The organism is Burkholderia sp. CCA53 (assembly GCF_001685525.1).
In the GTDB taxonomy this organism is placed as follows: domain Bacteria; phylum Pseudomonadota; class Gammaproteobacteria; order Burkholderiales; family Burkholderiaceae; genus Burkholderia; species Burkholderia multivorans.
In genome coordinates this window covers 459,859-481,647 of sequence record NZ_BDDJ01000003.1, presented here as the reverse complement: position 1 = coordinate 481,647, position 21,789 = coordinate 459,859, and the positions used below count along the sequence as shown (strand labels likewise).

General features: G+C 66.8%; 19 protein-coding genes. 10 read left to right on the top strand and 9 right to left on the bottom strand.

The window, feature by feature from the left end; all coding sequences use genetic code 11:
• The first annotated feature begins 195 nt into the window (after positions 1-195).
• On the top strand, positions 196-1,542 hold the full coding sequence (locus BCR55_RS28800) for an MFS transporter (RefSeq protein WP_006410172.1): 1,347 nt from the start codon (positions 196-198) through the stop codon (positions 1,540-1,542).
• 14 nt (positions 1,543-1,556) lie between these two features.
• Entirely contained in the window at positions 1,557-2,396 is an 840-nt protein-coding gene (locus BCR55_RS28795; protein WP_065497140.1) for an IclR family transcriptional regulator, read from the top strand.
• Between the two features lie 33 nt (positions 2,397-2,429).
• Here BCR55_RS28795 and BCR55_RS28790 read toward each other — a convergent pair whose 3' ends face one another.
• The 4 genes from BCR55_RS28790 to BCR55_RS28775 form a co-directional block, all read right to left on the bottom strand.
• Positions 2,430-3,779: an amidase family protein gene (locus BCR55_RS28790; protein WP_065497136.1), complete on the bottom strand. Its 1,350-nt coding sequence runs from the start codon at positions 3,777-3,779 to the stop codon at positions 2,430-2,432.
• 2 nt (positions 3,780-3,781) lie between these two features.
• Positions 3,782-5,113, bottom strand: coding sequence for an MFS transporter (locus tag BCR55_RS28785; protein ID WP_012218357.1), 1,332 nt, complete (start codon positions 5,111-5,113; stop codon positions 3,782-3,784).
• A 2-nt stretch (positions 5,114-5,115) separates the two neighbouring features.
• Positions 5,116-6,591, bottom strand: a complete 1,476-nt coding sequence (locus BCR55_RS28780) for an amidohydrolase family protein (protein WP_006405373.1) — start codon at positions 6,589-6,591, stop codon at positions 5,116-5,118.
• Positions 6,592-6,728: 137 nt separating this feature from the next.
• The gene (locus BCR55_RS28775; protein WP_006410195.1) at positions 6,729-7,631 is read right to left on the bottom strand and encodes a LysR family transcriptional regulator; all 903 of its coding nucleotides are present in this window, start codon (positions 7,629-7,631) and stop codon (positions 6,729-6,731) included.
• 557 nt (positions 7,632-8,188) lie between these two features.
• On the opposite strand from BCR55_RS28775, the gene BCR55_RS28770 reads away from it, so the two are divergent.
• From BCR55_RS28770 to BCR55_RS28765, 3 genes are read left to right on the top strand one after another with little or no spacing between them, the layout of a single operon-like run.
• Positions 8,189-8,590, top strand: a complete 402-nt coding sequence (locus BCR55_RS28770; protein ID WP_065497134.1) for a sugar ABC transporter ATPase — start codon at positions 8,189-8,191, stop codon at positions 8,588-8,590.
• Between the two features lie 41 nt (positions 8,591-8,631).
• Positions 8,632-9,006 carry a hypothetical protein gene (locus BCR55_RS32870; RefSeq protein ID WP_139094101.1) on the top strand — a complete coding sequence of 125 codons (375 nt, stop codon included), beginning with the start codon at positions 8,632-8,634 and terminating at the stop codon, positions 9,004-9,006.
• The gene (locus BCR55_RS28765) at positions 9,003-10,082 is read left to right on the top strand and encodes a tartrate dehydrogenase (protein ID WP_035946844.1); all 1,080 of its coding nucleotides are present in this window, start codon (positions 9,003-9,005) and stop codon (positions 10,080-10,082) included. The genes BCR55_RS32870 and BCR55_RS28765 overlap by 4 nt, the downstream gene beginning before the upstream one ends.
• A 41-nt stretch (positions 10,083-10,123) precedes the next feature.
• On the opposite strand, the gene BCR55_RS28760 is transcribed toward BCR55_RS28765, so the two are convergent.
• From BCR55_RS28760 to BCR55_RS28745, 4 genes are all read right to left on the bottom strand, one after another.
• A complete protein-coding gene (locus tag BCR55_RS28760) occupies positions 10,124-11,194 on the bottom strand; it encodes a PAS domain-containing protein (protein ID WP_065497226.1) in 1,071 nt (356 codons plus the stop codon).
• 161 nt (positions 11,195-11,355) lie between these two features.
• The gene (locus BCR55_RS28755; protein ID WP_065497132.1) at positions 11,356-12,321 is read right to left on the bottom strand and encodes a PDR/VanB family oxidoreductase; all 966 of its coding nucleotides are present in this window, start codon (positions 12,319-12,321) and stop codon (positions 11,356-11,358) included.
• An 85-nt stretch (positions 12,322-12,406) separates the two neighbouring features.
• Complete coding sequence (locus tag BCR55_RS28750) at positions 12,407-13,867, bottom strand: NAD-dependent succinate-semialdehyde dehydrogenase (protein ID WP_065497128.1); 1,461 nt, start codon at positions 13,865-13,867, stop codon at positions 12,407-12,409.
• Positions 13,868-13,891: 24 nt separating this feature from the next.
• Entirely contained in the window at positions 13,892-15,040 is a 1,149-nt protein-coding gene (locus BCR55_RS28745; protein WP_065497125.1) for a Rieske 2Fe-2S domain-containing protein, read from the bottom strand.
• Between the two features lie 362 nt (positions 15,041-15,402).
• On the opposite strand from BCR55_RS28745, the gene BCR55_RS28740 reads away from it, so the two are divergent.
• From BCR55_RS28740 to BCR55_RS28730, 3 genes are read left to right on the top strand one after another with little or no spacing between them, the layout of a single operon-like run.
• Positions 15,403-16,845, top strand: a complete 1,443-nt coding sequence (locus BCR55_RS28740; RefSeq protein ID WP_065497123.1) for a cytosine permease — start codon at positions 15,403-15,405, stop codon at positions 16,843-16,845.
• 41 nt (positions 16,846-16,886) lie between these two features.
• Positions 16,887-17,093, top strand: a complete 207-nt coding sequence (locus BCR55_RS28735; protein WP_065497120.1) for a hypothetical protein — start codon at positions 16,887-16,889, stop codon at positions 17,091-17,093.
• On the top strand, positions 17,090-17,992 hold the full coding sequence (locus tag BCR55_RS28730; protein WP_012218345.1) for a LysR substrate-binding domain-containing protein: 903 nt from the start codon (positions 17,090-17,092) through the stop codon (positions 17,990-17,992). Before BCR55_RS28735 ends, BCR55_RS28730 begins: the two co-directional genes overlap by 4 nt.
• Positions 17,993-18,128: 136 nt before the next feature.
• On the opposite strand, the gene BCR55_RS28725 is transcribed toward BCR55_RS28730, so the two are convergent.
• A complete protein-coding gene (locus BCR55_RS28725) occupies positions 18,129-18,875 on the bottom strand; it encodes a TetR/AcrR family transcriptional regulator (protein WP_006405359.1) in 747 nt (248 codons plus the stop codon).
• Positions 18,876-19,020: 145 nt separating this feature from the next.
• Here BCR55_RS28725 and BCR55_RS28720 point away from each other — a divergent pair, with 145 nt between their 5' ends.
• Positions 19,021-20,694: a bifunctional 3-(3-hydroxy-phenyl)propionate/3-hydroxycinnamic acid hydroxylase gene (locus BCR55_RS28720; RefSeq protein WP_065497119.1), complete on the top strand. Its 1,674-nt coding sequence runs from the start codon at positions 19,021-19,023 to the stop codon at positions 20,692-20,694.
• 10 nt (positions 20,695-20,704) lie between these two features.
• On the top strand, positions 20,705-21,775 hold the full coding sequence (locus tag BCR55_RS28715; protein WP_006405357.1) for a VOC family protein: 1,071 nt from the start codon (positions 20,705-20,707) through the stop codon (positions 21,773-21,775).
• The last annotated feature ends 14 nt before the right edge of the window (positions 21,776-21,789 follow it).

Sequence of the window (21,789 nt, the reverse complement as noted above, 5' to 3'; positions counted from 1 at the left end):
GTGACCATAGGTGGTCGTTTCGTTATTACGTGGAAAAATCATAGGACTGCCGCTCGACGCCGTGCAAGCGGAAAAATAATCAAGCGCTGCTTGACCGGCATTTTTGACCACGCGATGATCGCGGCTCCGATGGTCGAAATGTCCATGTATGGTCATTCAAGGGCCAAACCGACGACACCGACGAGAGACGACCGAATGCCCGATACCGCTGCCCGGAAACCCACGCGCGTCCGCTTCCTGATGCTGTTTCTCGTGTTCGTCGGCACCGTCGTCAACTATGTCGACCGCGCGAACCTGTCGGTCGCCGCGCCGCTGCTCAAGCACGAGTTCGGGCTCGACCCGGTGGCGATCGGCGTGCTGTTCTCCGCGTATTCGTGGACGTACGTGCTGGCGAACCTGCCGGGCGGCTGGGTCGTCGATCGCTTCGGCTCGCGCGCGATGTATGCGCTGGCGCTGCTGATCTGGTCAAGCTTCACGTTCCTGCAGGGCTTCGCCGGCCGCTTCGCGACGCTGTTCGGGCTGCGGCTCGGCGTCGGCGTCGCCGAGGCGCCGACCTTCCCGATCAACAACCGCGTGGTGTCGATCTGGTTTGCGCAGCGCGAACGCGGCAGCGCGACGAGCGTCTATCTGGTCGGCCAGTACATCGGCATGGCGGCGCTGACACCGGTGCTGTTCTGGATCGCCGGCACGTTCGGCTGGCGCGCGATCTTCTTCGCGACGGGCCTCGTCGGCATCGTGTGGGCCGGCATCTGGTATCTGCTGTACCGCGATCCCGAGCAATGCCGATGGGTGAACCAGGCCGAGCTCGATCACATCCGACGCGGCGGCGCCGTCGTCGAGACCGGCAAGCCCGCGCGCGGCGAACCGTTTCCGTGGCGCAAGCTCGCGATCGTGTTCAGCAACCGGCAGATCGTCGCGATCTGTGCGGGCAAGTTCGCCTCGCTGTCGTCGCTGTACTTTTTCCTCACCTGGTTCCCGAGCTACCTGATCAGCGAGCGGCACATGACGGTGCTCAAGGCAGGCGGCGTCGCCTCGGTGCCGTTCGTGGCCGCGTCGATCGGCGTACTCGCCGGTGGTGCGCTATCGGACTGGCTGCTGCGACGCGGCGCGAGCGTCGGCACCGCGCGCAAGACGCCGATCATCACGGGCCTGCTGCTGGTGCCGACGATGACGCTGACGGTGCTGACCGACACGAACTGGATCGTGATCGCGATCATGTCGTTCGCGTTTTTCGCGCAGGGCGTCGCGTCCGCGTCGTGGTCGCTGATCGGCGACATCGCGCCGCGCAGCATGCTCGGCATCACGGGCGGCGCGGTCAACTTCGTCGGCAACCTGTCTGGTATCGTTACGCCGATCGCCATCGGCTTCATCGTCCGCGAGACGGGTTCGTTCGGGTGGGCGCTCGGGTTGATCAGCGTGTTCGCGGTGATCGGCGCGCTGTGCTACACGTTCCTGCTCGGCGAGGTCAAACGCATCGACCTCGATCCGCCCGAACGCGGCGGCCGCTCGCCCGAACCGCTGAAGTCGACCGTGCAAGACTGACACGCCAGCCCACGATGAATCCAGATACACCCGATACGACCGGCACGCCTGCCGACGACGAGACTTACCTGGTACCCGCGCTGGAGCGCGGCCTCAGGGTGCTCGAACTATTCAATGCGCGCGAGCCGGTGCTGACGCCCAACGTGATCGCGCAGCGCCTCGGCCTGCCGCGTACGACCGCGCTGCGTCTCGTGCAGACGCTGCATACGCTCGGGTACCTCGAACGCGCGAATCGCGACCGCGACTACCGGCTCGGCGCGCGCGTGATGAAGCTCGGCTTCGACTATCTGAGTTCGCTCGCGCTGACCGATATCGGCACGCCGGTGATCGAGCGGCTGCGCGACGAGACCGGTTTCGCGAGTCATCTGGTCGTGCGCGACGGACGCGACGTCGTGTTCGTCGCCAAGGCGTGGACGCACGATTCCGTGATGAGCGCGATCAAGGTCAATATCGGCACGCGGATTCCCGCGCATGCGTCGGTACACGGCCATGTGCTGCTCGGCGATCTCGATCTGGCGGAGCTCGAAGCGCTATTTCCCGAACCGATGCTGCCGACCTACACGCCGCATACGCCGCGCACGGCCGCCGAAGTCCATGCGCGTGCGCAGAAATATGCGGCGGAAGGCTATGCGCTGAGCGAGTCGTCGTTCGAGCCCGGCATTTCGGTGGTCAGCGCGCCCGTGCGCGACGGAAGCGGGTTGATCGTCGCGGCGGTCACGCTGACGGTCGCGCGGCCTTTCCTCGAGAAGTCGATGCTCGACCAAGGGCTCGTCGGCAAGGTGCTGAAGGCCGCCGGCGAACTGTCCGAGCGGTTGAACTACCGCGCGCCGGAGCCGGCGGGCACGCGCGACTGACACGTTACGCGCACGGCAGGAAACCGCCGCACCTCACCGGTTCGGACCGACGAGCCGCCGCGCGGCGTCCAGGCATCGCCGCTCGTCGCCGGGCCGGCCAATCAACTGCACGCCCGCCGGCAGCTCGCCCTTCGCGTGGCACGGCGCGCTGACCACGGGCAGCCCGGCAAACGAGATCGGTTGCGTGAACATGCCGAGCGTCGTCTTCGGATCGAGCGCCTCGCCGTTGACGTCGACCGTTGCATCGGAGAAGCGCGGCGCGACATACGGCGTTGCCGGCGCGATCAGGATGTCGAAGCGTTCGAACAGTGCAGCCAGGCGTGCCTGCCACTCGGCGCGATGGGCGAGCGCGTCGGCGTACGCGGCATCGCCGATGGCGAGCCCGGTGCGAATACGCTCGCGCAGATGCGCGGACACGCGCGACGCGTCGGCATCGAGCAGCGCGCGATGACGGCGCGCGACCTCGAAGTTCGACACGAGGCGCGCACTCGCGCGGATCGGCTCGAGCACCGATTCATCGATCGGCACGGCCTGCACATGGTCGTGTTGCGCGAAGCACGCGGTCGCTCGCTCGACCGCACGGCGCACCTGCGCATCCGCCCGGCGTTCGAATTCCCCGGTGAGCACGCCGACGCGCAGCGGCGCGTGGCCGATCGGTGCGTCGTCGCGGCTCGTACAGGACAACGCGTCGTAAAGCGCGCAAAGATCGTCGAGGTTCGCCGCGAACCCGCCGGCCGCGTCGAGCGAAGACGCATACGGCACGCAACCGTCCATCGACAGCCGCCCGTGCGTCGGCTTGATCGCCCATACGCCGCACAGTGCAGCGGGTGCGCGAATCGAGCCGTTCGTGTCGCTGCCGAGCGCGAGCGGCACGTGGCCGGCAGCCACTGCGGCCGCCGATCCGCTCGACGAGCCGCCGGTCATGCGTGAAGCGTCGGCCGGCAGGCGCACCGCACCGAAATGCGGATTGACGCCGGTCGCGCCGCACGCGAATTCGTCCATATGCGTTGCGGCGACCGGCACCGCGCCGGCCTGCACGAGGCGATCGACCATGGACGCGTCGCAGCGCGCCGCAGGCGCGCGAAGCCGGGTCGGCGAACCTGCGACGGTCGCATAGCCGGCGACGTCGAAATTGCTCTTCACGACGAACGGCACACCGGCGAGCGGCCCGGCGTCGCGGCCGGCGCGCACGCACGCGTCGATGCGCGCCGCCGCCTCGAGCGCACGGGTATCGAAGCACGTGCTGATCGCGTTGAACTGCGCATGGCGCGCGCCGATGTCGTCGAGCGCCTGCCGCGCGACCTCGACGGCGCTCAGCCGGCCCGCGCGAACCGCGCGCGCGATGCCGTGTGCGTCGCGCATGTCGATCGTATCGGTCGGCATGATCAGGCGCGGCCGATGAAGCGGCGCGGGATCGACAGGATCAGCGCAGCCGCACCGAACAGCGTGAGCGCGAGCAGCGCGACACCGATCTCGGTGCTGCCCGTCATCGCCTTCAGATAGCCCATGATCGACGGCCCGACGAAGCCTGCCACGGCCGCGCCGATGTTGACGAGCCCCGCGCCGCCCGCGGCGGCCTCGCCGGCGAGGATGCGCGACGGCAGGCTCCAGAACATCGCGAGCGTGCTCATGATGCCGGCCACGCCGACGGTCAGGCACACGACCGCGAGCAGCGGGTGCGCACGCATGCCGACGCTCGCGAGCAGCGCGACGCCGCCGACGATGACAGGCGCGGCGGTGTGCCAGCGACGCTCGCCGGTGCGCACCGAGTGCTGCGCGTTGAGCACCATCGCGACCGAGGCGACGAGATACGGGACCGCGCTGACGACGCCGACCGCGAAGTTGCTGAGCGAGCCGAGCGCCTTGATCATCGTCGGCATCCAGAAAATCAGCCCGTAGTTGCCGACGTTGTAGAGGAACGACGTCGCGAACAGTAGCCACAGCGTCGGCTCGCGCAGCGCGGCGCCGAGGTGGGCGCGCTTGCCTTCGGTTTCCTGCGCCATCTCCGCGTGGATCATCCGCTTCTCGGCGTCGGTCAGCCAGCGCGCGTCATCGATGCGCTCGGTGACCGACGCGAGCAGATAGAGGCCGAGCAGCACGGCCGGCAGGCCTTCGAGCAGGAACATCCATTGCCAGCCGCGCAGCCCGAAGCCGCCGTGCGTCGCGTCCATGATCCAGCCCGACAGCGGGCCGCCGATCACGACGCCGAGCGGCATCGCGAGAAACAGCAGCGCCATCACGCGCGACAGGCGTCGCGACGGAAACCACACGCTGAAATAGGCGATCACCGCCGGGAAGAAGCTCGCTTCGGTCACGCCGAGCAGGAAGCGCAGCACGTAGAAGCTGGTCTGGCCGGTCGTCGCGAGCGTGCCGATCGACACGACGCCCCACGCGAGCATCGAACCGGCGATGCATTTCTTCACGCCGATGCGCTGCACGAGCCAGCCGGCCGGCACCTGCAGCAGCAGATAGCCGACGAAGAACAGCCCGGCGCCGACGCCGTATGCGGCTTCGGACAGGTGCAGGTCGGCCGCCATCTGCAGCTTCGCGAAGCCGACGTTGACGCGGTCGAGATAGCCGAAGAAGTAGCACACGAGAATCAGCGGAATGATGCGTCGCGTGAGCTTGCCGTAAAGGGCGTCGATATCGGCGGCGGTGCCGGCATCGCGTTCGGATGGCATGTCGTGCATCCGTGCCGTGTCGTTGGTGCTTGCCATGATCAGTTCCCCGCGAGGCGGTCGTTGTGGCGAATCGGCGTGGCGGCCTGACGGCGCAGCGCGCGGCCCGGGCGTGCGCCGGTGTGCTGCCCGTGCGCGAGCACCGCGCGGCCGTTGACGAAAACATGGTCGATGCCTTCCGGGCGCAGCGTCGGATGCTCGAAGGTCGCGCGATCCAGCACGCGTTCGGGATCGAACACGACGAGGTCGGCGCAATGACCGACCTTCAGCTCGCCGCGCCCGGCAAGACCGAACTGCGTGGCCGTGAGCCCCGTCATCTTGTGCACCGCCGTCTCCAGCGGAAAGAGTCCGCGCCGCCGCGAGAATTCGCCGAGCACGCGCGGGAAGGTGCCCCACAGGCGCGGATGCGGACGCGTGTCGTTCGGCAGGCCGTCCGAGCCGACCATCGTCAGGTCGTGCCGGAAGATGCGCTCGACGTCGCCTTCGTCCATCACGAAGTAGATCGCGCCGGCCGGGCGCAGCGCGTCGATCGCCGCGTCGACCGAATCGCCGAACAGCGGCAGCAGTTCATGGAAATCGCGGCCGGCCAGTTCCGGATGCGGCTTCGACCATGCGAGCATCACGCGCGACGACTGGCGGATGCGATCCGCACGCAGCATCGTCGACGTGGCCGTGTACGGATGGCAGTCGAGGCACAGCGGCTGCAGCGCGCGTTGCGCGTCGATGCGCGCGAGCGTCTCGACCGAGCGCCCGTGGTTTTCCTTGCCGGCGACCTTGTGATGCGACAGCACGACACGCACGCCGAGCGCGCGGCCGATCGCGAAGGCCTCGTCGAGCGATGCGAGGATCTGCGCGGTCTCGTCGCGCAGGTGCGTCGCGAATACGCCGCCGGTGTCGCGCAGCGGCGCGCACACGTCGATCAGCTCGGCCTGCGTCGCGGCGGCGGCGGGCGGGTAGAACGTGCCCGACGACACGCCGAACGCGCCTGCGGCCATTGCCTCGCGCACGTCGGCGCGCATCGCGGCGATCTCCGCCGTATTGGCTTCGCGCTGCAGATCGGCGACGTGACGCACGCGCAAGGTCGAGTGGCCGACCAGCGCGGCCGTGTTGACCGCGGCAGGCGTCGCGTCGAGCGCGTCGAGATAGGCGGCGAAGCTCGGAAAGCGGAACCGCTGCCATGCGCCGAGCAGGTCGAGCGGCTGCGGCACCTCGTGCTCGGCCAGCAGCGGCGCGAGGCTGATCCCGCAGTTGCCGGCGACGACGGTCGTCACGCCTTGCGCGACCTTCGGCTCGACATCGGGATCGGTCAGCACGAACGCGTCGTCGTGCGTGTGGCTGTCGATGAAACCGGGCGCGACGATGCGGCCCGAGACGTCGATGACCTGATCGGCCGACGCGTGCGACAGGTCGCCGATCGCGGCGATGTGCGCGCCGCTCACGCCGATGTCGGCGCTGAAGCGGGCGGCGCCGGTGCCGTCGATCAGTTCGCCGTGGCGCAGGATGACGTCGAAATGCATGGTGGCTCCTTGCTGCAGCCGGGCCGTGGGGTGGGCCGGTACTGTCTGCCACTTATCGTCCGCGGCCAATTTCCGGCCGTCCAATGCGAGTCTGCTCGCGATTCATGCGCGAACGCTATCAAACCGGCATGCGCAACTTATTCCCGCGCGGCGGCGGCCTTGACCAGCGCGCACAGGTCGCTCGCCATGCTCGACATCGACACCGCGCGATGCCGGACGATGCCGACCGTGCGCGAGATGACGGGGCTCGTGATCGGCACCGCACGCACGTCGGGCGACGCGAGCATGCCGATGCCGTCGACCGCGCTGCGCGGCAGGATCGCGCAGCCCACACCGGCCGCGACGAGTGCCGCGACGCACGAGATGTGCTCGACTTCGTAGAACCAGCGCAGGCGCACGGCTTCCTGTCCCATTAGCATTTCGAGCAGCAGCCGGTTGCCGCTGTCGCGCCCGCCGATTACGAGGCGCGCGTGGCGCAGCTCGGCGAGCGTCACGCCCTCGAGCTGTGCGAGCGGGTCGTCGCGATGCACGGCCAGCACGTAGCGATCGGGAAACAGCGGCTCGAACAGCAGATCCTCGTCGTCGCCGGGATGCAGGCTCACACCAAACTCCGCGATGCCCGCGCGCACCTGCGACAGCACGAAGTCGTGATTGCCGTCGAGGATCTGCACGCCGATCAGCGGATATTTCTCTGCATACTGAAGCAGCACCTTCGGCAGCAGCTGCGCGACGACGGTCGGAATGCTCGAGACGCGCACCTTGCCGTAGCGCTTCTCCGCGATTTCCTGGATCGACGACAGCATCATCCCGAGCTGCGCGATCTGCTCGCGCGCCATCGGCAGGAACTGGCGGCCCACGCCGGTGAGCGTCACGCTGCGCGTCGTGCGCTGGAACAACTCGACGCCGAGCGCCTGCTCGAGTTTCTGGATGCGACGGGAAAGCCCCGGCTGCGTGAGGTGCAGCTTCTCTGCCGCACGATGGAACGTCCCCAGTTCCGCGACGGCGACAAACGCTTCGAGTTCCGAGTTTTCTACTTTCATGGCGCTTCCGCATCAATTCCAAACGGGTCGTCATTGGACGACGGATTTTGATACGCCGACCATTGTCACCGAAAAATATTCGCGGGGCCGTGCAGCGCCTTGCTGGCAGCGATGCGAAAGACGTTACCTCCACAACCGTCGAACGAGCTCACGCGACCATGAGACCAGTCCATCGATTCGCATTCCAAAATCACGTTTGCGACGATGCATGGCGTCGATGAAGCGCATCGCGTGCGTCGTCAGTTAACGTCCGATGTCGGTGCCGCGCCATGCGTCATTCACGCCGAGCCGGGCAGGGGGGCGACGTCCGTCATTCGTGCGCGGCCATAGCGCAGCCTTTGATCGGGAGCATGGCCGCGAACTCGGCAAGCCCGGTTGCGCCCCTTTTCTTGAAAAAAGCGTCGAATGGCCGCTGTGAGAATCGGTGGTGCGTCCTGGCAACGTTGTTGTGTGAGTGTGTCTACTTAAAGCGCTTCGACGCGATTCGAGGCACACTTGCGCTCAGGATCTATCGCGCTTGGATCCGAAGAATCGATGGGCACGCAATGGAGGGTGGCATGAACGGACTGCAGTCATCGGCGGCCATGCTGTGTGTCGGATGCGCCATCGTCTGCGGCGCTGCGTATGGCGCGGGCGGCGGGGACGCGTCGCCATGTCGTGCGGCGAACGCTGCGCCGCCGGGTATGCAGCCGATGTTGCCGGATCGACAGGGCGCGTCGATGATCGCCGACTCGACGGTTCGCAGCTTTTCGACGCAGGGATGCGCCGGCGCCGTGCTGAAGGGCGAGCGGGGAACGGCGACGGTCGACGGGGACAAGATCGAATTGAAGCAGGGCACGGTGTACGTGAACGGCATTTCGTACGGGGCCGTGACGCCCGCGCAAACGGTCGAATACGACGTCGCGCGAGGGGCGCGCACGTTGAGGGTGGATGGGGAAGTGCGCACGCCGGCGCGATGATGGGCGGACCTGCGTTGTGCAACTGACGGCGATCGACCGGTTTGAAGATCGACCGCGTAGTCATCGATTGCCCGCGCAGACCGTGGATCGGACAAATCGATGCCGACACGCGCAACGGAAAGCGGCAACGGCTCGACACCCCCGACGAGCCCGACGAGGCGCGCGTTTTCAACCGGATCGCCAAGGTCGGCAACGCTTCCTGCGAGCGGGATGCTCGCCGCCCCGCGATTATCCACGATTCGTGCAAGACGAATCCCCGGTTGAGCGGATTATCCGCGCCGCGCTTTCCGGCATCCTGTCGTCCATGCGTTGCGTGCACCCGCGCATGTCGCGCGCACGCCGACCGAGCGCCGCACACCGGCGCATCGAAGCAGACGCAAGACGTACCGACGACACACAGGGAGAACCGGAAATGACCCAGACATTCAAGATCGCCGCGATCGCCGGCGACGGCATCGGCCAGGAAGTGATGCCCGAAGGCGTGCGCGTGTTGCAAGCGGCATGCGCGAAGTTCGGCCTGAACCTCGAGTTCACGCATTTCGAGTGGGCAAGCTGCGACTACTACCTGCAGCACGGCAAGATGATGCCGGACGACTGGTTCGAAACGCTGCGCGGCTACGATGCGATCTACTTCGGCGCAGTCGGCTGGCCCGACAAGGTGCCCGACCATATTTCGCTGTGGGGTTCGCTGCTGAAGTTCCGCCGCGAATTCGACCAGTACGTGAACCTGCGTCCCGTGCGCCTGCTGCCCGGCGTGCCGTGCCCGCTCGCGAATCGCAAGCCCGGCGACATCGATTTCTATGTGGTGCGCGAGAACACCGAAGGCGAATACACGTCGGTCGGTGGCAGGATGTTCGAAGGCACCGATCGTGAATTCGTGCTGCAGGAGTCGGTGTTCACGCGTCACGGCGTCGACCGCATCCTCAAGTACGCGTTCGAGCTGGCGAATACGCGTGCGCGCAAGAAGCTCACGGCGGCGACCAAGTCGAACGGCATCGCGGTCAGCATGCCGTACTGGGACGAGCGCGTCGCCGCGATCGCGGCCGGCTATCCGGACATCGCGTGGGACAAGCAGCACATCGACATTCTGTCGGCGCGCTTCGTGCTGCAGCCGGATCGCTTCGACGTGGTCGTCGCCTCGAACCTGTTCGGCGACATCCTGTCGGATCTCGGTCCTGCGTGCACGGGCACGATCGGTCTTGCCGCATCGGCGAACCTGAATCCGGAGCGCATCTTCCCGTCGCTGTTCGAGCCCGTGCACGGCTCGGCACCGGACATCTTCGGCAAGAACATCGCCAACCCGATCGCGATGATCTGGTCCGGCGCGATGATGCTGGATTTCCTCGGCGATGGCGACGCACGCTTCAAGGACGCGCACGACGCCATCATGCGCGCGATCGAGACGGTGCTCGTGAGCGGGCCGCGCACGCCCGACATGGGCGGCACGGCCGATACGACGGCGCTCGGCAAGGCGGTCGCGGCCGCACTCTGACGCTGGCCGTACGCGACGCGCGATGCGCAGGCAGACGGACGTCAGTGCGGCGTGGTCGCCGCGGCCGGTTGCGCGGCGAAAGCCATCGCGTCGGCGGGTTCCGCTGCGCGGCACATGGCCGTCACCCGCACGCCGTCGCCTTCGTCGTCGGGCCGCGCGTGGCCCTGCTCGAGCATCAGCCGCACGGTGCCGTCGGGCAGCAGTGCGCGATACAACGCGCGATAGTCGCCGTGCTTCGCCATCGCTTCCTGCAGTGCGGCATCGCGCGCGGCGCGATCGTCCGGATGCACGCGTGCCTGCACTTGCGCATGACGATGCGGCGCATCGTCACGCTCGACGCCGAACAGCCGGCACCATTCGTCCGAGACCATCACTTCATCCGGTGCCTGCCGCCATTGCCACGCCCCGCGCCCGGCCAGGCGCTCGGCGTCGGCGAGCAGCGCGATCTGCGCACGCAGCTGCTGTTCCAGCGACTTGCGCACGCTGATGTCGATCGTCGTGCCGACCATCCGCGTCGGCCGGCCCGCATCGTCGACGAGCGTCGCGGTGCGCGATTCGATCCAGCGCACGGTGCCGTCCGGCAGCACGATCCGGAACTCCCACACGTACGGCTTGCGCGCGTCGATCGCTTCCCGCAGCGCGCGGCTGTTGAGCCAGCTGCGCTCGTCGGGATGCAGGATGTCCCAGAACTCCTCGTTGCTATGGATTTCGCGGCCGTACAGCTTCGCGCAGTTGTCGGAATAGATCAGCTCGTCGGACACGAGATTCCATTCCCAGGTGACGATGCCGGCCGCTTCCTGCGCGTGCTTCATGCGCGCTTCGCTCGACACGATTTCGGCGGTATAGCGGCGGCGCAGGTCGGTCATCGGCAGTTCGGGCTGCGCGCCGATGCCGAGATCCTTCACCGCGTCGTCGCCGTAGCGCAGCCAGACCCAATTGACGTCGAGGAACGCGGCGAGCTTGCGCAGGTTGGAATAGTCGATCTCGCCGCCGCGCGTCCACTTGTGTACGGCCGGCCGCGAAATGCCGACCGCGTCGGCCACCTGCTGCAGGCTCAGCTTCTTGTGCTCGAGGAGCACCTTGAGACGGAACGCGAACGTATCCTCGGACATCCATTCCTCTTTCTGACGGCGGCGCGCGGCCAGGCGACAAGGCGGCATCGGCCGCGGCGCGCGAGGGGCGGGCCGCGGGCGATGCCGCCGCGTCGAAAAGGAACGGCGCGCCGGGGTTCCTGTATCCGGCGTAGTTTACCGGATACGGCGCGCGGGAAAATTTACAGGTCGATCACGAGGCGCGGCGTGCGCGCACGCGAGACGCACAGCAGGATCGTCTTCTGCGCGGCCTTTTCGTCGTCGTCGAGATACTGGTCGCGGTGATCGGCCTCGCCTTCGAGGATCGCGACCTCGCAGGTACCGCACACGCCTTCGCGGCACAGCGAGTCGATCGTTACGCCGGCGCGCTCGATCGCCTGCAGGATCGTCGTGTCCTCGGGCACCTCGAGCTCGATGCCCGAGCGCGCGAGCACGACGGTGAAGGCCTGGCCGGCCGTATCGGTCGCGGCGAACTGTTCGGCATGGAGCTGCGACTTCGGCCAGCCGAGCAGCGCGGCATTCGCATAGACGGCGTCGTTCAGGCCTTGCGGTCCGCACACGTAGACGTGCGCGTCGGCGGGCAGCGTCTTGAACAGGCGCATCAGATCGAGGCGCTGGCCGAGGCTGTCGACGTAGGTATGCACGTTCGCCGCATGCGGGCCGGCCTTCAGCTCGTCGACGAACGCACCGTGTTCGGGGCTGCGGTACGCGTAGTGCAGTTCGAGCTCGACATCGCCGCCGGGCGCATGCTCGGCGAGTTGCGCGAGGAACGGCGTGATGCCGATGCCGCCGGCGATGAACACGTGGCGGCGCGCGCCGCGTTCGAGTTCGAACAGGTTCGCGGGCGCGCCGATCGCGAGCCGCGTGCCGGGCGCGACCTGCTCGTGCATGAACGCCGAACCGCCGCGCGACGCTTCCTCGCGTCGCACCGCGATCTGGTATTGGCGCGTGTCGTGCGGCGAGCTCAGCAGCGAGTACGCGTTGTGGTGCCACCGCTCGCCGTTTTGCATCGACACGAGCACGTGGGCGCCGCCGCTGAACGGCGGCAACGGCGCGCCGTCGGGCAGCGCGAGCGTGAAGCGCTTGATCAGCGGGGTCAGGGTTTCGACGGCGACAACGTCGACGAAGATCGATTCACGGGCGTTCATCAGGCATTCCTTTGCCGGCGGGTAAAGCAGGGATTCGGTACAGCAGAAAAAGGCGCGCGACCGAAGCGCGCGCCCGTCACGGAGATCAGGCGCTCACGCCGCCCATGCACAGGTATTTGATCGACAGGAAATCCTCGATCCCGTACTTGGAGCCTTCGCGTCCGATGCCCGATTGCTTGACGCCGCCGAACGGCGCCACTTCGTTCGAAATCAACCCGCTGTTGATGCCGACGATCCCGTATTCGAGCTGCTCGGCCACGCGCCACACGCGGCCGATGTCGCGGCTGTAGAAGTACGCGGCGAGGCCGTAGATCGAGTCGTTCGCGAGACGCACGACTTCGTCGTCGCTCGTGAAGCGCACGATCGGCGCGACAGGTCCGAAGATTTCCTCGCTCAGCACGGCCATCCCCGGCTTCGCGTCCGCAAGCACGGTGGGCGCGTAGAAGTTGCCGCCGCGCGCGTGCGGTGCGCCGCCCACCAGCACGCGCGCACCTTGCGCGACCGCGTCGCGTACGAGGCCGTCGACCTTGTCGCGCGCGGCTTCGTTGATCAGCGGGCCGATGTTGACGCCGGCATCGAAACCGTCGCCGACATGGAATGCCGCGACGCGCTCCGCGAAGCGGCGGCAGAATTCGTCGTACACGGCGTCGTGCACGAAGAAGCGGTTCGCGCACACGCAGGTCTGGCCCGCGTTGCGGTACTTCGACAGCAGCGCGCCTTCGACCGCGCGCTCGAGATCGGCATCGTCGAACACGATGAACGGCGCGTTGCCGCCCAGCTCGAGCGACATCTTCTTCACGGTATCCGAGCACTGGCGCATCAGCAGTCGGCCGACTTCGGTCGAACCGGTGAAGGTCAGCTTCTTCACGAGCGGGCTCGAGGTCATTTCCGCGCCGATCTCACGCGACTTGCCGGTCACGACGTTGACGACGCCGGCCGGAATGCCGGCTTCCTCGGCGAGCGCCGCGAGCGCGAACGCGGACAGCGGCGTCTCGTTCGCGGGCTTGATCACGATCGTGCAGCCGGCCGCGAGCGCGGGGGCGGCCTTGCGCGTGATCATCGCCGCGGGGAAATTCCACGGCGTGATCGCCGCGCAGACGCCGACCGGTTCCTTCGTCACGACGAGGCGCTGATCGGGGTTCGGGCTCGGGATCACGTCGCCGTCGATGCGCTTGGCCTGCTCGGCGAACCATTCGACGAACGACGCCGCATAGGCGATCTCGCCGCGCGCTTCGGCGAGCGGCTTGCCTTGCTCGCGCGTCATCAGCGCCGCGAGCTCTTCCTGGCGCGCCATGATGAGCTCGAACCAGTTGCGCAGCAGGCGCGCGCGCTCCTTCGCGGTGGTCTTGCGCCACGTCGCGAACGCCGTATGCGCGGCCTCGATCGCGGCGCGCGCCTCGGCGGCGCCCATGTTCGGCACGCGTGCGATCCGCTCGCCGGTCGACGGATTGGTGACGTCGAGCACCGCGCCGTCGTCGGCGCCGCGCCACGCGCCGGCAATGTAGGCCTGCTCGCGCAGCAGGCTCGGTGATTGAAGGGCAGTCATGTTATGTCGTCCTGGTGCGGGGTGTCAGTCCTGATACTTTTGTGCGAGCAGATGATGGAAGTGCGCGATGCCGTGTTCGCTGATGCCGCTGCGTCGCTGGTCGACCATGATCCGGCCCTGGCCGCGATAGCCACGCGACTTCAGCCCCTTCTGCACGCTCTCGACGAGGCGCAGGTCTTCCGGACGGAACACGTTGCGGTACCACTCGATCAGGTTCTTCTGATAGTCGGTCAGCTCTTCGTTCAGGAAATAGATGTCGTAGTGCTGCAGCGTCACTTCGGCGTTGACCGGGAATTCATAGATCACCGTCATGAAATCCGCGCCTGGCGGCACGTTGAACATCGTGCACGGCCACGCCCAGAAGCCCTGGAAGCTCGCGTCCTTCATCGACGGGTCGAGCTTGAACGAACGCTCCGACGATTCCGCGTGTCCGAACTGCAGCGTCCAGTTGCCGTGCAGCGTGTGCGTGTACTGGTCGATCTTCACCGAGTCGGAGAAGCCGGGGTGCGCGGGGCCGCAGTGGTAGCACTCGAGATAGTTGTCGACGATCGACTTCCAGTTCGCGGGTGTCTCGCTGACGAACCGCGCGGCGAGCTTCAGGTCGTCGATCACCGGGCACGCGGCGCGCAGGCGCGCCTCCATGCCGGGCAGCTGCGCCTCGACCGTGCCGGCGTTCGGGTTCAGGTTGATGAACACGAAGCCTGCGTATTCCTCGACCTTGACCGGCACGAGGCTCGCGTTCTCCTTGTCGAACGCCATCACGTGATCGCAGTTGTTCGCGTGCGCGAGCGCGCCGTCGAGCTTGAACGTCCACGCGTGGTACGGGCACGTGATGACGTTCTTCGCCTTGCCGCTGCCTTCGAGCAGCTGATGCCCGCGGTGCGGGCAGACGTTGTAGAACGCGCGCAGCACCTTGTCCTTGCCGCGCACGATCAGCACGTTTTCGCCAATCACTTCGCGCGTTACATACTGGTTCGCGTCGGCCAGTTCGCTGCGATGCGCGACGCAGATCCACGTGTCGGCGAAGATTTTCTCTTCCTCGACCTTGAAGACCTCCTGCGACGTGTAATAGGTTTTCGGAATCGTCCACGCGAGTTCCGGGTTCGAGCAGAAATCGGCCGGCAGTTGCGGCAGCTTGGCTTTCTGGTGGAATTCGATCGGCAGGTAGGTCATGGCGTCGTGCTCGGTGCGGTACTTTGATTAACTGACGGTTACGATAAAACTGACGGTTAACGAAATATAGAAGATGTGCAGCCGGTTTTGGATCAGGGTTATCCCGAGATTGGCGGCTTTTAACGCGCTTATTTCGCCTGATGCGGGCCGAACATCGTGAGCACGTCGGTTTGACCTTGCGTCAATAGGAGATTGCGCTAGTACGGTGCCGGAGGAGAAGTGCGTACCATTGTTAACCATGAGTTCATCGTTAACTGTAAGGTAACGTCGCAGGTGTACGGTGGCCGGCCGCGGCGCGATCGGATCTCGATCGGCTAGCGGCGCCGCGCGCCACCGCCGCCGACAGACGCAATGGAGGAGACATGAGACAGCAGGCAGTGGCCGACGGCCTCGCGATGGAAGGTCGCGGCAAGTCGCGCATCGAGGCGCGTTCGATCGACTATGTGCCGCTCGCGGAGCGGCGCGGCAAGGCCTGGCACTTGTGGCCCGTCTGGTTTACCGGCGACGCGAATCTCGCGACGATCGCGTGCGGTGCGATCGGCGTGAGCATGGGCGGGAATCTGCTGTGGAGCGCAATCGCGGTGCTGATCGGCAATCTGCTCGGCACGTTCTTCATGGCGTTCCATTCGAGCCAGGGCCCGCAGCTCGGGCTGCCGCAGATGATCCAGTCGCGGCCGCAGTTCGGCTACATGGGTGCGCTGCTGGTATGGGTCGTCGCGCTCGTCACGTATGTCGGCTACAACTCGTTCAACCAGCTGATGGCCGGCCAGACCGCGCATCACTTGCTCGGCACGGAGCCGCACGTCAGCTATATCGTGTTTACCGCGATCGCGGTGGCGCTCGCGATCTTCGGCTACGACCTGATTCACAAGGCGCAGCGCTGGCTCGCGATCGCGCTGCTGGTTGCATTGAGCGTGTTCAGCGTCGGCATCTGCGTGAAGGTGCCGTTCCCGGCCGAACAGCTGTCGTTCGCGGCCTTCAAGGCGACGCCGTTCCTCGTGCAGCTGTTCGCGGCGGCGGCCTACCAGCTGTCGTGGTCGATCTACGTGTCGGACTACTCGCGCTATCTGCCGCCCAAGACCGGTGTGCGCGCAACGTTCTGGTGGACCTTCACCGGCGCGCTGATCGGCGGCGCGTGGATGATGCTGGTCGGTACGGCCGCGGCCGCGCTGAACTCGAAGATCGAGATTGCCGATGCCGTGCAGCGTGCGGGCGACGCGATCCATCCCGGTTTCGGCTCCGTCACGCTGCTGCTGTCGCTGCTCGGGCTGCTCGCGATCACGGGCCTGAATTTCTACGGCGCTTCGCTCACGCTGCTCAGCATCACCGATTCGTTTCGGCCGCTCAAGTCGAGCGCGGGCAAGCGCGTCGTGAGCCTGCTGATCGTTGCGGTCGTCGCGACGTCGCTCGCGTTCGCGGCGTCCGACGACTTCATGGGCAAGTTCGGCGACTTCCTCGGCATTCTCGGTTATCTGTTCACGCCGTGGACCGCGATCAACCTCGTCGACTTCTTCTTCGTGCGACATACGCATTACTCCGTGCGCGAAATCTTCAATCCGCGCGGCATCTACGGCCGCTGGAACTGGCGCGGCCTTACCGCGTATGCGGTCGGCTTCGTCGCGATGATTCCGTTCTTCAAGACCGAGATGTACAGCGGCCCCGTCGCACGTGCGCTCGGCGGTACCGATATCGCGATGCTGGTTGGCCTGCCCGTCGCCGCGCTCGTCTATCTGTGGGCGTGCCGCTCGCTCGATACCGAAGCGGAGCGCAAGCTCGTCGAGGCGGCCGATCGCGGCCTGAACTGATCCGCACGGATCGTCGACTTCGCGATGAAACGATGAACCCCATGTTGAAGCGGGTGCTGTCGCTGGTGGCGCTGGGTCTCGCATGCGCGGCCGCCGATAGCCGTGGGCAGGACGCGGTCATGCAAGGCGGCGTGCTCGCCAGTGCGTTCGATGTGGCCCGCGCGCGCGCGCCGAAAGGCGGCGACGAAGACGTACGCCGGCGCACGCACCGCCATCTGCAGTTCGCCCCGAACGGAAGCGCGCGATGAACGAGACGAGCGCGATGCCCGAACTCGGCGACCTGCGCGTGTTCTGCATGGTCGCGCGCAAGGCGAGCTTCAGCGCGGCGGCCGACGCGCTCGCGATGTCGTCGTCGTACGTCAGCAAGCGCGTCGGGATGCTCGAGACGAGCCTCGGGATTCGCCTGCTGCATCGCTCGACGCGACGCGTGTCGGTGACGGACGCCGGCGAGCGCGTCTACGCGTGGGCCGAGAAGATCCTCGACGACGTCGAGCATCTGGTCGAGGATGTGTCGAGCACGCGCCGCGTGCCGCGCGGCACGTTGCGCGTGTCGAGCAGCTTCGGCTTCGGCCGCAACGTCGTCGCACCTGCGCTGGCGGAATTGTCGGACCGCCATCCGCAGCTCAACGTCCGGCTGGAACTGTTCGACCGGATCGTCGATGTCGCGGCCGAGGGCTTCGACGTCGACATTCGCATCGGCGACGAGATCGCCGGCCATCTGATCGCGAAGCAGCTTGCGACGAACCATCGCGTGCTGTGCGCGTCGCCCGACTATCTGGCGCGGCATGGCGCGCCGAAGCAGGTCGGCGATCTCGCGTCGCACGCCTGTCTCGCGATCAAGGAGCGCGACCATCCGTTCGGCGTGTGGCGGCTCGACGCGCGCGGCGAGACGGTGTCCGTGCAGGTGACGGGGCCGCTGTCGAGCAATCACGGCGAGGTGGCCGTGCAGTGGGCGCTCGCCGGGCGCGGGATCGTGCTGCGCTCGGTGTGGGACGTGCAGCCGCTGCTCGATGCGGGCCGGCTGCAGCGTGTGCTGCCGGGCGTCACGCAGCCCGCGAACGTCTGGGCCGTCTATCCGGCGCGGCTCGCGCAGTCCGCGAAGGTGCGCGCGTGCGTCGAGTTTCTGAAGGACAGGCTCGGGGCATAGGGGTGCGGGTTACGCAGCGTTGAATTTTTCGTTGCGGGAACCTTGCTCCACCTATGCCGCAGGTGCCGCAGCGGTCTGCCGTAGAAGGTGTGTCGACGCGAGCGCGTCACCGCGGCGTTGTCCGCTGCACGTTGCCTCAACGCGCATGCGCGTCCGTCGAGACGGCCGGCAACGGCCGGTGCGCGATCTCTTCCGCGTCGGCGCGCGAGAGCCCGAGCCCTTGCAGCAGGACGGTCGCGGCCCGCTCCGGAAAGTCTTCGTTGCCGAATCCGCGTGTTCCGAATCCACGCGTCATGGGGCTGGACGGGATGGCGAATTGCAAGTCCGCGGCAATCGCGGCGAGGACCGTGCCCCCGACGGAAAGGACGGACATCAGCGGATCGGCGACATCGAACCGTCCGGCGGACGCGCCTTTCTGCACGTCGCGCAGCAGCCGCTGTCCGAGCCCGTGGCTCAACGCGCGCGCGGATAAACCCTCGCGGATCAGGAATTGCCCCCAGACCGGTTCGCGCCGCGCGCGCAGCAACGTGTGTCGAACCGATACCGAAATGACTTCGGCGGGATCCGACAGGTCTGCTGCGGCGCGGTCGAGCGTATCGGCAAATTCCTCGAATACCCAGTCCACGAGCGCTGCATAGATCGCTTCTTTCGATTCGAAGTGGTTGTAGAACGAGCCGAATCCGACGTCGGCCGCCTCGGTGATCTCGTTGATCGCCACGCCTTCCGCCCCTTTTTCCGCCATCAGCCCGAGCGCGGCTTCCAGCAGCCGCGCCCGCGTTTCGCGCTTGCGGCGGGCGCCGCGCGGCTCGCGTTCCGGGGCGGCGAGGTCGGAGGTGCCCTCTGCAGGGCGCTTGTCCAGGCGGGACTTCGGTGAATTCGGCATGGCATCACGGTCGTGCATCGAAGCCCGAGTATAGACTCAAACATCATGATTGACAAAGTTATCAGTTATGAGTTGAATGTCACTTACCGGCCGAACCGAGCCGGGCGGATCGATTACTGGAGTGCATGTGGAGACAAATGTGCAGATGAATGGCCGCGTCGACGCGCCGCCCGGTCGTGACCGGGAGAGCGTCGACGCGCTGCCGTCGAGCGTCGATGTACTCGTCGTCGGCTTCGGGCCGGTCGGCGCGGCGGCAGCCAATCTGCTCGCGCGCGACGGCGTGAACGTGCTCGTCATCGACAAGGCGACCGACATCTATATGGCGCCCCGGGCGATCGCCCTCGATAACGAAGCGTTGCGCATCCTGCAACTCATCGGTATGACGGAGCACGAACTGGAAACCGTGGCGATCCCATGTGTGCGGATGCACTCGCCGCTGCTGGGAGAGTTCGGCAAGGCCGAGACGCTCGGCAGCATCGACGGGCATCCCAAGCTCGTGACGTTCTATCAGCCGACCCTCGAACGCTGTCTGCGGCGCCGCCTGCAGCGATACGCGTGCGCGCAAACGGCGCTCGGCGTGTCGCTGCTCGGCATCGAAGCCGGGCACGACGCGGTCGCGGCAACGCTGGATCTCGGGCAGGGACGGACCCACACCGTCCGGGCCGGTTACGTGATCGGCGCCGACGGCGCGAGTTCGCTCGTCCGTCAATTGATCGGGCAGGAGTTCAAGGGCAAGACCTTCATGGAGGACTGGCTCATCGTGGACGCGCGCAACGTCCCCCGCCCGATCGACCATGTCGAATTCATTTGCGATCACCGGCGGCCGACGCCGCACATGGTGGCCCCCGGCGCGCGCGAGCGCTGGGAATTCATGCTGCGCCCCGGCGAAACGCGCGAGGAGATGGAATCCGACGCGCGCATTCGCGAACTGCTTGCGCCGTGGGGCAACGTCGACGACATGGTGATCGAGCGCAAGGCGGTCTACCGCTTTCACGCGCGGACCGTGAATGCGTTCAGCCAGGGACGTGTCTTTCTGGCGGGGGACGCGGCGCATATTACGCCGCCCTTTGTCGGGCAAGGGCTGGTCGCGGGGCTGCGCGACGCCGCCAATCTGTGCTGGAAGCTCGCGTCGGTGATCCACGGGCGCGCAGCGCCGAGAATTCTCGCCACTTACGACCAGGAACGGCGGCCTCACGTGAAAGCGATGATCCGGTTTGCGAAGCTCATGGGGCGGCTGGTGATGCCGCGTAACGCCGGAGTCGCATTGCTTACGCACGGCCTGATGCGCGCCACCCGGCTCGTGCCGAAGTGGCGCGCCTATTTCGAAGAACTGGAGATCAAGCCGGCCAACGCATGCCGGCGCGGGCTGTTCGTCCCGGGCCGCACCAGGTCCGGACTGGTGCGCGGGGCGGTGCTGCCGCAGGGCTGGGTGCGCGGAACCGATGGCCGGACCTGCCTGAGCGACGATGTACAGGGCGCCGGCCTCACGTTGATCGGGTTCGGCCGCGACGCCGCCGCGGCGCTCGACAGCGGGACGGCCGCGGCCTTTGCCGCCGTCGGCGGAACGGTCGTCCAGATCGCGCATCGCGGGCAGCGGCTGCATCTTGCGGCGAGCGGCAGCTGGGAGGATCTCGAGGGCGTGTTCCTGCCTCGCGCCGTGCCGCTGGGGTGGGCCGCGGTGGTCCGGCCCGACCGGGTGATCGTTCACGACGGGCCGGCGAGCGAAGCCAACCGTCTGGTTGCCGAGAGTCTGGCCCTGCTCGGAATGCCGATCGGCACAACGTCCTCCGTCACCGAACCTGTTCAATCTCCCGTCTGAGGCCTTCGACATGCAACTGACCACACCGCAACCGGCTCGCCATGCGCGGCCGACAACGAAAGCATCCGCGCTGGCGTACCTGATTTTCGATCGCCCCGATCTTGCCAGGGCAGAGCAATTTCTGAACGACTTCGGACTTCGTACCGTTTCGCGCGATAGTGAGCAAATGTTCCTGCGCGGCGCCGGGCCCGCGCCGTTTTGCTATGTCGTCCGAAAGGCGTCCAAAGCGCGCTTTGTCGGCTTCGGCCTGCGCGTGAATCGGATCGAGGATCTGCATGCGCTGACGCGCGTGCCCGGCGCATCCGATGTCGAGGCGCTGGACTGGCCGGGCGGCGGCCGTCGTGTGCGTCTCGTCGATCCGTCCGGTTTCCGCGTCGATGCGGTGTGCGGCCAGGCGATGGCCGCCCCGCTGCCGCATCGGCATCCTTTGCCGCTCAACACCATCGACGGCGCCTCCCGCATCAACGACACGCAACGCCCGCCGCAGGGTCCGCCGGAGGTGATCAAGCTCGGCCACGTCGTGCTGGAGCTGGCCGATTTCCAGCAAACTTGCGCGTGGTACACGCAGCATTTCGGGTTCATCCCGAGCGACGTGCAGGTGCTGCCGGACGGTTCGCCCGCCGTGGCGTTCCTGCGTCTCGATCTCGGTGCTGTCCCGGCCGACCATCACACGCTCGCGCTGGCCCAGGGCTTTGCACCGCTCTACAGCCATAGCGCCTACGAGGTCGTGGATACCGATGCGGTCGGCATGGGCCAACGCGTATTGCGCGATCAGGGCTGGACGCATGCATGGGGTATCGGACGGCACATCCTCGGCAGCCAGATCTTCGATTACTGGCAGGACCCGTGGGCCGACAAGCACGAGCATTACTGCGACGGCGACCTGTTCACAGCCGACGTGCCAATGGGCGTGCATGCGGTCAGTCGCGAAGCGATGTCCCAGTGGGGGCAGGCGATGCCGCGCAGCTTCACGAAACCCAAATTCACGTTGACCAGCGTTGCCGCGCTCATCCGCAGCCTGCGGCGCAGTCCGGATGTCACGGTCGGCAAACTGAAGACGCTCGCCAGGCTGTTCGCATGACGCGGCGCCCATTC

Coding starts and splice junctions, on each gene's coding strand:
- BCR55_RS28800 (WP_006410172.1), top strand. CDS start 196: ATGCCCGATACCGCTGCCCGGAAACCCACGCGCGTCCGCTTCCTGATG.
- BCR55_RS28795 (WP_065497140.1), top strand. CDS start 1,557: ATGAATCCAGATACACCCGATACGACCGGCACGCCTGCCGACGACGAG.
- BCR55_RS28790 (WP_065497136.1), bottom strand. CDS start 3,779: ATGCCGACCGATACGATCGACATGCGCGACGCACACGGCATCGCGCGC.
- BCR55_RS28785 (WP_012218357.1), bottom strand. CDS start 5,113: ATGGCAAGCACCAACGACACGGCACGGATGCACGACATGCCATCCGAA.
- BCR55_RS28780 (WP_006405373.1), bottom strand. CDS start 6,591: ATGCATTTCGACGTCATCCTGCGCCACGGCGAACTGATCGACGGCACC.
- BCR55_RS28775 (WP_006410195.1), bottom strand. CDS start 7,631: ATGAAAGTAGAAAACTCGGAACTCGAAGCGTTTGTCGCCGTCGCGGAA.
- BCR55_RS28770 (WP_065497134.1), top strand. CDS start 8,189: ATGAACGGACTGCAGTCATCGGCGGCCATGCTGTGTGTCGGATGCGCC.
- BCR55_RS28765 (WP_035946844.1), top strand. CDS start 9,003: ATGACCCAGACATTCAAGATCGCCGCGATCGCCGGCGACGGCATCGGC.
- BCR55_RS28760 (WP_065497226.1), bottom strand. CDS start 11,194: ATGTCCGAGGATACGTTCGCGTTCCGTCTCAAGGTGCTCCTCGAGCAC.
- BCR55_RS28755 (WP_065497132.1), bottom strand. CDS start 12,321: ATGAACGCCCGTGAATCGATCTTCGTCGACGTTGTCGCCGTCGAAACC.
- BCR55_RS28750 (WP_065497128.1), bottom strand. CDS start 13,867: ATGACTGCCCTTCAATCACCGAGCCTGCTGCGCGAGCAGGCCTACATT.
- BCR55_RS28745 (WP_065497125.1), bottom strand. CDS start 15,040: ATGACCTACCTGCCGATCGAATTCCACCAGAAAGCCAAGCTGCCGCAA.
- BCR55_RS28740 (WP_065497123.1), top strand. CDS start 15,403: ATGAGACAGCAGGCAGTGGCCGACGGCCTCGCGATGGAAGGTCGCGGC.
- BCR55_RS28735 (WP_065497120.1), top strand. CDS start 16,887: ATGTTGAAGCGGGTGCTGTCGCTGGTGGCGCTGGGTCTCGCATGCGCG.
- BCR55_RS28730 (WP_012218345.1), top strand. CDS start 17,090: ATGAACGAGACGAGCGCGATGCCCGAACTCGGCGACCTGCGCGTGTTC.
- BCR55_RS28725 (WP_006405359.1), bottom strand. CDS start 18,875: ATGCCGAATTCACCGAAGTCCCGCCTGGACAAGCGCCCTGCAGAGGGC.
- BCR55_RS28720 (WP_065497119.1), top strand. CDS start 19,021: ATGAATGGCCGCGTCGACGCGCCGCCCGGTCGTGACCGGGAGAGCGTC.
- BCR55_RS28715 (WP_006405357.1), top strand. CDS start 20,705: ATGCAACTGACCACACCGCAACCGGCTCGCCATGCGCGGCCGACAACG.